This is a genomic window from Paraburkholderia sp. (assembly GCF_028283785.1).
In the GTDB taxonomy this organism is placed as follows: Bacteria; Pseudomonadota; Gammaproteobacteria; order Burkholderiales; family Burkholderiaceae; genus Paraburkholderia.
In genome coordinates, this window is record NZ_JAPWKB010000020.1 from 153,833 (window position 1) to 165,900 (window position 12,068).

Consider the following 12,068-nt stretch of genomic DNA (forward strand, 5'->3'; position numbering starts at 1 on the left):
CCGGGCCGCATTGGTTTTCGAACTGCTTCGCGCACGCATGAGACTGACAACTAAAGGGCTGTTGCTGATCGCGATTCCGGCCGTCTTCGAACTGGCCTTGCTTTCCGGGCTGGTCAAGGCGCAGGCCGATGCTGGCCAGGCCGAATTCTGGGCCGTGCATAGCAGCGACGTGCTGCGCCAGTCCACCGCGATTCTCGAACCGGTATTGCGCGATTCCGTGCGGCTGCGTGGCGCGATGCTGGGCAATCCGTCCGACATCACCACGCCGGTTTCGCTGTGGATGGACGTCGACCGGCGCATCGATCAACTGGCCGAACTGGTGGCGGACAACCCCGCGCAAGTGGCGCGCGCGGCGCAGATCCGGCAGGCCGCGCAGGCGTATCGGCAATGGTCGGACCGGGTGCAGGATCTGTTGCGTTCGGGGCGTCGTCGCGATGTGGTCGAGCGTTTTCGCGATCTTGCCGGCACCGACGTGCTGGACCGGTTTCGCGTGCAGATCGCCGAATTTCAGGCCGAAGAGCGGCGTCTCGATTCGCAGCGCACCGCCGATGCCGAAGCCGCGCGCGAACGTCAACTGACGCTAATCGTCACGGCCGTGCTGGGCTCGCTGCTGTTCGTCGCGATGGCGGTGTGGCTGTTCACGCGCGGGATGCGCGGGCGTCTTGCGCAGCTTTCCGACAACGCGCAGCGTCTGGCGAACAACGAACCGCTCGCGCCGCTCACGCCCGGCACCGACGAAATCGGCCGTCTCGATCAGACCTTGCACGACACCAGCCGGCGTCTGCTCGAAGCGGAGCGTTTGCAGGCGCGCTTCCAGGCCGACCTCGCGCGTCGCGCCGACGATCTCGCGCGAATCAACGAAACCTTGCGTCAGCAGACGCAGGAAAACGAGATGTTCATCTACAGCGTGTCGCACGATCTGCGCGCGCCGCTGGTCAATCTGCAAGGGTTTTCGAAAGAGTTGATCCACGCATGCGACGACTTGCGTGCGGCCGTGCGCGCGTCGTCGCTGACGCCGGCGCAGCGCGAGCATATCGAGCAGGTGGTCGACGAGGATATCGGCGAGGCGCTGCATTATCTGCAGACGGCCGTATTGCGCGCGTCGCACATCATCGACGCGTTGTTGCGGCTGTCGCGGGTCGGACGGGTCGAATATCGCCGCCAACCGGTCGATGTCGCCGATCTGGTGCAGCGCGTGATCGATGCGATGCAGGTGTCGATCCGCGCGCGTCGCGCGCACGTCAAGGTGGAGAGCTTGCCGTCGGTGTGGGGCGATCCCACCGCGCTCGAACAGGTTTTCGCGAATCTGCTCGGTAATGCGGTCAATTATCTGGACGCATCGCGCGACGGACGGATCGAGATCGGCACGACGCCTGCGCCGCCGGGCGTGCATTCGTTGCGAATTTTCTACGTGAGAGACAACGGGCTCGGGATTCCGGCCGTCGCGTTGCCGCGGCTGTTCAACGCGTTTCAGCGTTTGCACCGCAATGTCGCGGCGGGCGAGGGGATCGGGCTGGCGCTGGTGCGGCGCGTGGTGGAGCGGCACGGCGGCCGGGTATGGGCCGAATCCACCGAAGGGGTCGGCACCACGTTTTATCTGTCGCTGCCGGAAGCGACGCCGCCGACACCTCGGGAAGGCGCCACGCCGACGCGACCGGCGGCGCAACGCAGTGCCACGCCGGGCGAAGCGCGTCTCGACGCGACCCTCGACGCGGCTATCAGCGCGAACGCGGAAGCGAATGCCGCTGCGGCGCTGCCGTCAACAGGCGAACAGCCGGCGCGGCTTCAGTAGCCTGATCGCGCGAAACGCGCAGCACGCGGTGAGCGTGATCAACGCGGCGGCGACGCTCAGCGCGACGAGCGGTTCAGCGTGAACGCCGGGCACGCCGCGGGTGGAAAACACGCCACGTGCGATCAGCAGCAATGCCATCCATAGCGATAACGCCGCAAGCGCCAGCGTGCGCATGCCGGCAAAACGCCGCGCGCGATTTTCCGGCGACCATGTGGCCGGTGCACGACGGCAAAAAAACGCAATGGCGATCAACGCGACAGCCAGCGCCACGATCCAGTCAGTCAGTTCCATCGAAGCTACTCCAAAGTCAGCTTCAACTTTAGGGAAAGCCTTGCTGGACGGGCTATCGGATGAATCTCAAACGGATTGAGCCGTTGGAAATGCGACCGCGCCGACGTGCGTGTGGCGTGGCGTGGCGTGTCTTGTCGCCGCGGAAAAGAAACGGGCCGCGCATGGGCGGCCCGCGTTGCAGCTGGATGCGCATCGTCAGGTTCGATTCAATGCCGCGTCAGAGTTCGATGCGCGTGCCGAGCAGCACGAGGAACTGCCGCAGCCATTCCGGATGACCGGGCCATGCGGGCGACGTGACGAAGTTCGCGTCGGTGACGGCGGCATCGACGGGGATGTCGGCGTAATCGGCGCCGGCCAGTTTGACTTCCGGTCCGCAGGCCGGGTAGCCGGCGATCCGCTTGCCGCGAATCACGTCGGCGGCGGCCAGGATCTGCACGCCATGACAGACGGCAGCGATCGGCTTTTTCTCTTCCGCGAACTGCCGCACGATTTCGATCACGCGACGATTGAGCCGCAGATATTCCGGCGCGCGTCCGCCTGCGATTGCCAGCGCGTCGTAGCGGCTGACTTCGACGTCATCGAAAGTCGCATTGAGCGTGAACTGGTGCCCAGGCTTTTCGGTGTAGGTCTGATCGCCTTCGAAATCGTGGATCGCGGTCTTGATGCGATCGCCCGCGCGCTTGTCGGGGCAGACGGCATCGACCGTATGACCGACCGCCTGCAGCGCCTGAAACGGCACCATCGTTTCGTAATCTTCGGCGAAATCGCCGGTCAGAAACAGAATCTTCTTTGCTGCCATCGCATGCCTCCTGTTGTGAAGATGGACTCACCCGGACCACATCGAATGTGTTGCAGTCTACTCCAGCGGGTTTGACAGGATGACGACGAATCCGCAACCGGATCGGGATTACGATCTCCGGATCACGACGCGCAACGGCGTATCATGAGCGCGTTTCCGCATGCATACGCCGCGTCGAGCGGCCATACATCACCATGACTGAACTGTTTAACTCTCCGCTCCTGCGCCGGTCCGCGTTCGCCTTCGCGTGTCTCGTCGTGCTCGGCGCGTGCCAGAAGAACGACGCGACGGCCGGCCAGGTCGGCGCGAAGCTCGACGCCGCGACGCAACTGGCCGGGCAAAAGCTCGATCAGGCCGCCAGCTACGTCGGCCAGCAGGTCGACAACACCAAGGCGACCGCGCAGTCGAACCTCGAATCGGCATCGACCGTGCCGACGGTGAAGATCGATCCGGGCAGCCTTGCATCGGACGCGCAGAGCAACTTCCAGAGCGCGGCGAGCGCGACCAACGCCGCCGTCAACCACGCGGCGGCCACGACCGGCGCCGGACTGGAAAACGCAGGCCGCAAGTTGCAGCAATGGTCGAACGAGAACGCCAGTTCGACCGCATCGTCGTCTTCGTCGTCGGGCGAAGGCAGCGACGCGCAGAAGCAGATGGACAAATAGGCGGCGTTTCGCCGTGTGCGTCGCGACCGGTCGGCCGGTTTGACACATCGGTTAAATGTAATTACCATAGTTACACATCGCCGCGTGACGGCGTGAGGTGCGTTTGCAGTGAATACGAGTAGCCGGTTCGCCTTTGCGGTTCATGTGCTTGCGTTGCTGTCGTTGCAGCAGGGCGTGCCGCTGTCGTCGGACATCATCGCCGGGAGCGTCAACACGAACCCTGCGCTGATCCGCCGGCTGCTGACCATGCTCGCGCAAGCCGGACTCACCACGTCGCAACTGGGCGCGGGTGGCGGCGCGTTGCTGGCGCGGCCGCCGCAGGACATCTCGCTGCTCGACGTGTATCGCGCGGTGGACGAAGCACAGCTGTTCGCGATGCATCGCGAGGAGCCGAATCCGGCGTGCATGGTCGGACGTAATATCCAGACGGTGTTGCGCGGCATCATCGACGAAGCGCAGCAGGCGATGGAAGCGTCGCTGGCCGGTCGTACGCTGGCCGACGCGACCGGCGATCTGGTCCGCGCCGAGCGCAAGTTGGAACGCAAACGCCGATCGACCGCGTAGGCGGGCTGCGATCCGAAACCGGCGTGCAGCGTACAAAGCGCTGCGCGCGACGGTGGTCAGATCGGCATCGAAATCAGGAACCGGGGGCGAATGCCCCTATTTTTTCCGCTTTATATGTAATCGTCACGGTTACATAAACGTCTTTTTCGAGGAGCATTACCATGAGCAAGCAACTGAAGATCGCGCTGTTCGGCGCCACCGGCATGGTCGGTTCGCGGATCGCTGCGGAAGCCGCGCGTCGCGGGCATCAGGTGACGGCGCTGTCGCGCAATCCGTCGCGCGTGCCGGCCGACGTCGCCAATCTGAAGGCCGCGTCGGCGGATCTGCTCGACGCGTCGAGCGTTGCTGCATCGGTGCGCGGTCACGATGTCGTCGCGAGCGCGTACGCCCCGCCGATGAACGACCTCGCGACGCTGACGGTAGCGTCGAAGGCGCTGGTCGAAGGCGTGCGTGCGGCGGGCCTCAAGCGCGTCGTGGTGGTCGGCGGCGCGGGTTCGCTGGAAGTGGCGCCGGGCAAGCAACTGGTCGATGTCGACGGCTTTCCGGATGCCTACAAGGCCATCGCGCTCGCGCATCGCGACGTGCTCGCCTTTTATCAAACGGTGACGGATCTCGACTGGACCTTCTTCGCGCCGGCCGCGATGATCGCGCCGGGCGAGCGCACCGGCCAGTTCCGCACGGGCGCGAACACGTTGATCGCCGACAGCGAAGGCAACAGCCGCATCTCGGCGGAAGACTACGCGATCGCGTTTGTCGATGAACTGGAGCAAGGCCGCTTCGTCCGTCAGATTGCAACGGTCGCTTACTAATTACACGATTGACGGCGCCCGCGATGCGCTCCGGCGCAAACGCGCAAGCGTCCTAACATTCGGTTACGCACGCAAACCGCGCCGCTATCGCACTGCGGCTACACTGGCGTGTCCCGTTTTGTCACCAATCGCCATGAAGTCATGTCTGCGGCGGCGTGGAACCGGGGCCGCGCCGTCTACCGGCGGCCAACCGGCACGCCACGCCGCGTTTTCCCTCCTCGCCCGACTGTTTTTTCAGCCCGTTCTCGCGGGCTTTTCACGTTTCTCAAGGATTTCGACCGATTGTCCGATGCGGGTTTCGCGGCTGTCCGCGATTCAGGCTTGGACGGTTGCGTGCCTGTTCGCGCTCGGCGGGATGGGGTTGCTCGCGTCCGGACCTGCGCATGCGGCGGGTGCGACCGCGACGCCGGTGATTCCGGCGCTGCAAAGCCTGATCAATAGCGCGACGGTCGCGCCTGCGGCGGCATCCAGCGCGTCGGCGGCCGATGCCGCGTCCGCGCCGTCGCCGGCCAGCCAGGCCGAACTCGCGCAGTCGCTGAACAGCGTGATCGCCACGCTCGACAGCGACCGCCAACGCACCGCGCTGGTCGCGCAACTGAAAAAGCTCCGCGACGTCACCAGTCACGTGGCGCCGCCCGCGCCGGTCCAGCCGAGCCCCGGCCTGCTTGGCGCGATCGCGTCGGGCATCGCAGCGTTCGAGGCCGATGTCGAGCAGGGCCGCACGCCCGTCCATTACTGGTCCGGCCGGATGAATGCGGCGGGCAACGAGCTTTATACGATCGTTTCCAGCCAGGGGCATGAAAGCCTCGGCCGCATCCTGTTCGACATGTTCGCGATGCTGGCCGGGTGGGGCGCGTGCGTGTGGGTGCTGATCCATCTGCAATTGCGCGTCTACCGGCGCTTCGGCATCGTGATGCGGCTCGACCCGAATCCGACCACGCGCCAGTTGCTGGTCTACGCGTTGCGGCGCGTCGGTCCGTGGCTGCTCGCGTTTCTCGCCGCGTTGATGTTCGTGCGCGCGATGCCCGACGCGCTCGGCCGCACGCTCGGCATGGTGGTCGCTTATGCGATCGTCGCGGGTGCGGTGTTTTCGGCGATCTGCCTGATCATGTTCTCGCTGTTCGGCTCCGGACACCGGCGCACGGCGGTGCGGCTGCTGATCGAACAGGCGCGCAAGCTGCTGTTTATGATCGGCGTATTCGGTGCGCTCGGCGACGCGGCAGTCAATTACGACGTGTCCCATCAACTCGGCACCAATCTCGCCGGTCTGATCTCGACCATCTCGAACATGACGGCGGCGTCGCTGGCGCTTTATTTCGCGCTAGCGTTCCGTCGTCCGGTCGCGCATCTGATCCGCAACCGGCCCTACGAGCAGCGTCACACCCACAAGGCCGCCACCGACGGCTTCGACGTGCTCGCGTCGCTGTGGCACGTGCCGGTGCTGGTGCTGTCCGGCATTTCGGTGATCGCGACACTCGGCGGTTCAGGGTCGTCGGAAAACGTGTTGCAGATCTCGGTGGTGACCGCGTTGCTGCTGGTGATCGCCTTTTTCCTGTCGGCCATCGTGTTGCGGGTCACGCGTCCGCACAACATGCGCAAGCGCGCGCGCCGTTCGCCGTATCTGATGCGGCTGCTGAAATTCGCGGGCACCTTGCTGGTGCTGTTTATCTGGCTCGCGTTTCTCGAAATGGCGGCGCGTCTGTGGGACGTGTCGCTGGCCGCGATGATCGAGGAAAACGTCGCCGCGCGCGGCATCGCGCATTCGGTCGTCGCGATTCTGTCGACCGTGTTTATCGCGTGGCTGCTGTGGATTTTCGTCGACACGGCCATTCTCGAAGCGCTCACGCCCACCGGTCCGCGCAACAAGGCGCGCAATCCGAGCATGCGCGCGCGAACCATGTTGCCGCTGGTGCGCAACGCGCTGTTCGTGCTGATCGTGACGATCGCGGGCATCGTCACGGCCGCCAACCTCGGCATCAACGTGACGCCGCTGCTGGCGGGCGCGGGCGTGATCGGGCTGGCGATCGGGTTCGGCGCGCAATCGCTGGTGTCGGATCTGATTACAGGGCTGTTCATCATTATCGAAGACACGATTTCGGTCGGCGACTGGATCGATGTGGACGGCGGTCACGCGGGCACGGTCGAGCATCTGTCGATTCGTACCGTGCGGCTGCGTGACGGGCAGGGCGCGATCCACGCCATTCCGTTCTCGCAGATCAAGATCGTGAAGAACCTGTCGCGCGATTTCGCGTATGCGGTGTTCGAAGTGAGGATGGATTTCTCGGCGGACGTCGACGAAGTCACGCAACTGATCCGCGATGTCGGTGCGGACCTGATGGCCGATTTCCGCTATCGACGCGAAATGCTGGGGCCGATCGAGGTGTGGGGACTGGACCGTTTCGATCCGAACTGGATGGTCGTCAAAGGTCAGATCAAGACGCGGCCATTGCAGCAATGGAGCGTCGCGCGGGCGTTCAATGCGCGGCTCAAGCGCAAGATGGACGAGGCCGGTATCCAGATTCCGGTGCCGCAGATGCGGCTGTATCAGTCGCCGAAAGACAGCGAAGGCCAGCCGCTGCGGGACGACGAAGCGCCCTCGACGGTGCTGACCGACGAAGCGGGCGAGCCGCTGGAAACGGTTGAATCGATGGAGAAGGCGGAAGCCGAGGCGGCGTTGGCGGTGGCCGCCGCCGAGCGTGCCGCGAGCCTTCGACGCGAGCGGATGGCCGCAGGCAGGGCGGGGCTGGTGGATGTGGCCGAGGTGGCGGGTATGGCGGGTGTATCGGGCGTAGCGGGTGTAGCCGGTGTCGGAGCGGCGCGGGATGTGTCGCACGAGCCGCGGCCCGCTCCGCCGCCGACAGGTCAGACCGCGCCGATTCCACCGCAAATTCCCACAGCCGGCGACGTGGGAAAAACCTAGCGCGCTTTTTTCGCTCGCACCGCTCGCGACGTCGGCGCGTCTTTCAAGCCGCCATCGTTTCGCGCGGCGCGACCGCGACGACATCGTTCACGTGCGTGGCGATCTGTTCGCCGGAAACACCGTAGATATGCAGCGATACCGCCGCTGCGCCGGTGTCGGCATCGGCGACGTTCATCAGCCGGTGCACGCCGTCGCGTCCACCCGGCGCGAACGAGACCGCGCCGGTCGTGCGCGGGTGCGAGCGGATCTCGTCGGCGCATTGCCGCGCGTCGTCCCAGCGATACACCGATTCCGTCAACGTGCCGTCGATCACCGCGTAGCCGCACCACGTGTGATGCGCGTGCACCGGACTCGCCTGACCGGGCATCCACACCAGCGACGCAATCGCATACCGGCCGCGCGGATCGGCGGCGAGCAGATGACGACGGTAGGTGGCGGCCGCGCCTTCACGCTGCGCGGACGTCAGCAGCGCAGGATCGGCCACGGCTTGCGCGAGCGCCGCACGCACGGCCGCACCGAACGCCGGATCGTCGAAAGCGCTATCGGAAGCCGCGTCGAAAGCGGCATCGAGCGCGGCGCACAGGCGCATCAACGGCGCATCGTTCGATGCGGACGGCGTAACGTCGCCGCCGATCTCGTGAATGGCCGCGCCATGAACGGCGCGCTCGGCGAGGATGGCGTGCGGACGGATTGCAGGGTTCATGATCGGTTGTGCCGCGCGACGGCGGCGAGGTGGCTGATGCGGTTGAGCGGAACGTCGTATCCCTTATTTATACCCATTTGTCCGGAGAAAAAGTTTTCATATAATTGCTGTGATTGGCACAGGAAGTAGAAAAAAATTCTATAAATGGGCGGGCGTGGGAATGGACATGATCGATCAGAAGCTGCTGGCGTTGCTTCAGCAGGACGCAACCATGCCGGTGGCGGAACTGGCGCAGCAGGTCAACCTGTCGCAGACGCCGTGCTGGAAGCGGCTTCAGCGTCTGAAGGAAACCGGCGTGATCCGCGCGCAGGTTGCGCTGTGCGATGCGCGCAAACTCGGGGTGGGCACGACGGTGTTCGTCGCGATCCGCACCAACCAGCACACCGAGGCGTGGGCGAAGGCGTTCACGCTCGCGGTTCGTGATATTCCGGAAGTCGTCGAGGTGTACCGGATGAGCGGCGAGACCGATTACCTGATGCGCGTGGTGGTGTCGGGCATCGACGATTACGACCGCGTGTACAAGCAACTGATCGCGTCGGTGCCGCTGTCGGACGTGAGTTCGAGCTTTGCGATGGAACAGCTGAAATATTCGACCGCGTTGCCGGTGCGTCCGGAAGCGGTTGCGCATCCACGCTGACGCGTGCGCAATCGGGCATCACGCCCGGTGGTTTGCGCTGCGTCGCCGGACGTGCCGTTTATGCAAGGCTTTCGCAAGGCGGCACGGCGTAGAATTCCTGCTGTCCCCGATATCGTCGTTCAACGAGCCTGCCCATGAATCGACCGCAAAAGAAGAACCCGACCGTTGGTGTGGCCATATTTATCGTGGTCGTGGTGTTGCTGGTGATTGCGACGGTGGCCTATAACGCCATCACCGAGAAGCACGAGTTCGACGCGCAGAACGCGAGCGCCACGTCACCGGCTTCGGCGGCGGCTGCACTGGCGGTCGGCAGCAGCGGCACGTCCGCCAACGCCGGCGGCACCGGCGTCAACTCGACTGGCGCGGCTGCCGCGACGGGCGCTTCGCAGTAATCGCGTCGCGCGGCACGTCAGCGGTGCGCGCGGCCACAGACAGCCGTCACGTAGCCCACGTCTCTCACTGATCCGGCAGTCGGATCACGCTCGCCGCCTTGCGAATCAGCGTCGACGCGGCCAGCATCTGCTTGCACTGATGCGCGAGCAGCTTCAGTTCGTGCACGGCGTCCGCGCCGTAGTCTTCCGACTTCTCCGCTTCGATCACCATCGTGTCCAGTTCGCGGGACAACTGCTTGTTGACATCGGCCTGATCCGCGGGCGGCGCTTCGCCGTTTTCCGCTTGCGTGAGGTTGTCGCGAATCGCGCTGAGCGCGCGTTGCAGCGGCTGTTGCGACACGCTGTCCGCCTGTTGCGCGGACGTGCGCAGCAACGGCGCGGCAGCCGTGATCTGCGATGCCAGCACGTGACTGCGCACCAGCAGATCGTTCAGTTCCGGGACGAACTTCTGCGCGTTCTTCGGCTCCAGCATCATCCGTTGAAACGCCTGGCCGAGATTGGCGAACGCAACGTGGACGTTCTTGCGAGCCAGCCGGTAACGGTAGTCGCGTTCGAGCGCAGTCGCGGCGGCCGATGCCGCCGGGCTAGCCGCCGCCGGTTTTGCGGTCGCGCTGGTCACGGTCGTATTGCCGCCCGCTGCGCCGCTTGCCACGCCACTCAACTCCAGCGTCCCCGCGCCTCCGGACAAGGCCGCGGCGGGTGCGAACGCGCCGCCTTCGGTGACGACCGCCGCGGCGACCGTCGCCGCACCGGCCAACGGCTTGCCGCTCCACCACCAGCTCGCTTCTAGATATTGCCGCGTCGCCGCGATCATCGTGTTGACCAGCTTGCCCATCAAGCGGTATTCCCAATACGGGAACAGATGGCTCGCGGCAATGGCGATCGCGCAACCCACGACGGTGTCGATCGCACGTTCGCCGATGATGTGCATGCTGCCCGGCGCGAGCAGATGAAACATCAGCAACACGTAGGACGACGTGAACACCACGCTCGCCGCGTAATTGAACAGCAGCAGGCTGTAGCTCATCACCATCGAGCCGAACATCACCACCAGCAGGATGTGCGGTTCCTTGACGAATACGATCAGCGCGATGCTCGCGGTACAGCCGATCAGCGTACCGACGATCCGCTGGCCGTTGCGTTGTTTGGTCAGCGAATAGCCGGGCTTCAGGATGATGACGGTGGTCATCACGATCCAGTACGCGTTGGTCAGCGGCAGCAGGCGTCCCAGCCAGAATCCGACCGCGACGGCGATCGTCACGCGCAACGCATGCCGGAAACTCGGCGAGGCCATCGTCAGGTTCGAGAAGATCTGCCGGAACGGCACGCGCCGGCTGGACACGAAACGCGTCAACGCCTGATCGAGCCGCAATTCGGTTTCTGACGAGCCGGTTTCGCTCGACAGGTTGCGGCGCATCTTGTCGATCAGACGCGTGGCGCTCCACAGCCGACGGAACGTGGCCGAGATCGCCGAATACGCTTCGGGATTTTTCGTCGGCAGTTCCTGCTTGCGCATCAGTTCGATTTCGAACTCGATCGCGCGCAATTCCGCCTTCACGTTGACGCGCGCACGCGGCGGATGATTCTGCAACACGGAAAGACCGATATCTTCGAGATCGGCCGCGGCCTTGCGGATCAGATCGCGATAGAACGTCAGCAGGTCGGAGCCGCCGAACGTATTGCGCACCAGCGGGTAATCCGTGTGCGTGCCGACGAACAGTTCATGCAGATCGACGGTATCGATAAACAGGTTGAACAGCATTGCCCGGCGCGGATCGAGCTTGCCGCTCTTGAGCTTCGGCAGGTTGCGCAACACGATGTCGCGCGCGGCGTCCTGACGTTCGACGGCCGCGATCTGCATCGCGACGAGATTGCGGTAACACTCGTCGAGGTCGTTATCCAGATCGTAAAACTGCGCGCGCGCCAGCAGATAGTCGGCGCACGCGAACACACTTTCGGCCAGCGCCTGTTGTTCGATCCGGTGCATCTGCCAGCGGCTGACGAAGGTGGACCAGTACGTGTACCAGAGCCCGCCCGCGAGAATCCACGACGCGTTGATCAGCGCCTGCATCGGCGTGAAATGCTCCTCCAGCGTCATGATCATCATGAACAGCGTGGCGAAGCTGATTTGCGGCCAGCGGTTGCCGTACACGACGATCAACGACAGCACGAAGGTCAGCGGCACGACGGTGCACCACAGCGCGACCGAATTGACGGTGGCCAGACCCGTGGCCAGCGCCGACAGAAAACCGATCACCGAGCACGCGAGCATCTCGTTGTGCTTGTACTTCAGCGGCCCCGGCATATCCACGACGCATGCGCCGAGCGCGCCGGTGGCAATCGTGAAACCGAGTTCGCGATTGTGAAACACGATCAGGCACAGAACAGCCGGTAACGATACGCCGACCGCGATACGCAGACCGCCATAAAAATACTGGCTGTAGAGAAACTTTTTTATCTCGACCGAATAGCGCATCGACTACCTGGGTTTTCACT

Annotated in this window: 11 protein-coding genes; 7 read left to right on the forward strand and 4 right to left on the reverse strand. The window is 64.4% G+C overall.

Annotated elements, in window-relative coordinates; translation table 11 throughout:
• Positions 1–37 precede the first annotated feature (37 nt).
• Positions 38–1,792: a sensor histidine kinase gene (locus PW947_RS29835; RefSeq protein WP_299636294.1), complete on the forward strand. Its 1,755-nt coding sequence runs from the start codon at positions 38–40 to the stop codon at positions 1,790–1,792.
• Here PW947_RS29835 and PW947_RS29840 read toward each other — a convergent pair.
• Together PW947_RS29840 and PW947_RS29845 are read right to left on the reverse strand one after the other, a co-directional pair.
• Positions 1,760–2,083 (reverse strand): hypothetical protein, encoded by a 324-nt coding sequence (locus tag PW947_RS29840; RefSeq protein WP_299636296.1) that lies wholly within the window; start codon positions 2,081–2,083, stop codon positions 1,760–1,762. The two genes, PW947_RS29835 and PW947_RS29840, sit on opposite strands and share 33 nt — an antisense overlap.
• Before the next feature lie 217 nt (positions 2,084–2,300).
• Entirely contained in the window at positions 2,301–2,882 is a 582-nt protein-coding gene (locus tag PW947_RS29845) for a DJ-1/PfpI family protein (RefSeq protein WP_299636297.1), read from the reverse strand.
• A 194-nt stretch (positions 2,883–3,076) separates the two neighbouring features.
• On the opposite strand from PW947_RS29845, the gene PW947_RS29850 reads away from it, so the two are divergent.
• From PW947_RS29850 to PW947_RS29865, 4 genes are all read left to right on the forward strand, one after another.
• Positions 3,077–3,547, forward strand: coding sequence for a hypothetical protein (locus PW947_RS29850; protein ID WP_299636298.1), 471 nt, complete (start codon positions 3,077–3,079; stop codon positions 3,545–3,547).
• Positions 3,548–3,655: 108 nt separating this feature from the next.
• Complete coding sequence (locus PW947_RS29855) at positions 3,656–4,111, forward strand: Rrf2 family transcriptional regulator (protein WP_299636299.1); 456 nt, start codon at positions 3,656–3,658, stop codon at positions 4,109–4,111.
• Between the two features lie 161 nt (positions 4,112–4,272).
• Positions 4,273–4,920 (forward strand): NAD(P)-dependent oxidoreductase, encoded by a 648-nt coding sequence (locus PW947_RS29860; RefSeq protein ID WP_299636300.1) that lies wholly within the window; start codon positions 4,273–4,275, stop codon positions 4,918–4,920.
• 133 nt (positions 4,921–5,053) lie between these two features.
• The gene (locus PW947_RS29865) at positions 5,054–7,840 is read left to right on the forward strand and encodes a mechanosensitive ion channel domain-containing protein (RefSeq protein ID WP_299636302.1); all 2,787 of its coding nucleotides are present in this window, start codon (positions 5,054–5,056) and stop codon (positions 7,838–7,840) included.
• 43 nt (positions 7,841–7,883) lie between these two features.
• Here PW947_RS29865 and PW947_RS29870 read toward each other — a convergent pair whose 3' ends face one another.
• Positions 7,884–8,429, reverse strand: a complete 546-nt coding sequence (locus PW947_RS29870) for a cysteine dioxygenase family protein (RefSeq protein WP_299636511.1) — start codon at positions 8,427–8,429, stop codon at positions 7,884–7,886.
• Positions 8,430–8,703: 274 nt separating this feature from the next.
• On the opposite strand from PW947_RS29870, the gene PW947_RS29875 reads away from it, so the two are divergent.
• Entirely contained in the window at positions 8,704–9,180 is a 477-nt protein-coding gene (locus PW947_RS29875; RefSeq protein ID WP_366146151.1) for an Lrp/AsnC family transcriptional regulator, read from the forward strand.
• 134 nt (positions 9,181–9,314) lie between these two features.
• Positions 9,315–9,572: a hypothetical protein gene (locus PW947_RS29880; protein ID WP_299636306.1), complete on the forward strand. Its 258-nt coding sequence runs from the start codon at positions 9,315–9,317 to the stop codon at positions 9,570–9,572.
• 64 nt (positions 9,573–9,636) lie between these two features.
• Here PW947_RS29880 and PW947_RS29885 read toward each other — a convergent pair whose 3' ends face one another.
• Positions 9,637–12,048 carry an FUSC family membrane protein gene (locus PW947_RS29885; RefSeq protein ID WP_299636307.1) on the reverse strand — a complete coding sequence of 804 codons (2,412 nt, stop codon included), beginning with the start codon at positions 12,046–12,048 and terminating at the stop codon, positions 9,637–9,639.
• Positions 12,049–12,068 lie beyond the last annotated feature (20 nt).

What these genes read in the sequence shown, in the direction of transcription:
- PW947_RS29845 (WP_299636297.1), bottom strand. Translation starts at nt 2,882, where the DNA reads ATGGCAGCAAAGAAGATTCTGTTTCTGACCGGCGATTTCGCCGAAGAT.
- PW947_RS29840 (WP_299636296.1), bottom strand. Translation starts at nt 2,083, where the DNA reads ATGGAACTGACTGACTGGATCGTGGCGCTGGCTGTCGCGTTGATCGCC.
- PW947_RS29875 (WP_366146151.1), top strand. Translation starts at nt 8,704, where the DNA reads ATGGACATGATCGATCAGAAGCTGCTGGCGTTGCTTCAGCAGGACGCA.
- PW947_RS29835 (WP_299636294.1), top strand. Translation starts at nt 38, where the DNA reads ATGAGACTGACAACTAAAGGGCTGTTGCTGATCGCGATTCCGGCCGTC.
- PW947_RS29850 (WP_299636298.1), top strand. Translation starts at nt 3,077, where the DNA reads ATGACTGAACTGTTTAACTCTCCGCTCCTGCGCCGGTCCGCGTTCGCC.
- PW947_RS29885 (WP_299636307.1), bottom strand. Translation starts at nt 12,048, where the DNA reads ATGCGCTATTCGGTCGAGATAAAAAAGTTTCTCTACAGCCAGTATTTT.
- PW947_RS29865 (WP_299636302.1), top strand. Translation starts at nt 5,054, where the DNA reads ATGAAGTCATGTCTGCGGCGGCGTGGAACCGGGGCCGCGCCGTCTACC.
- PW947_RS29860 (WP_299636300.1), top strand. Translation starts at nt 4,273, where the DNA reads ATGAGCAAGCAACTGAAGATCGCGCTGTTCGGCGCCACCGGCATGGTC.
- PW947_RS29880 (WP_299636306.1), top strand. Translation starts at nt 9,315, where the DNA reads ATGAATCGACCGCAAAAGAAGAACCCGACCGTTGGTGTGGCCATATTT.
- PW947_RS29870 (WP_299636511.1), bottom strand. Translation starts at nt 8,429, where the DNA reads ATGCGCCTGTGCGCCGCGCTCGATGCCGCTTTCGACGCGGCTTCCGAT.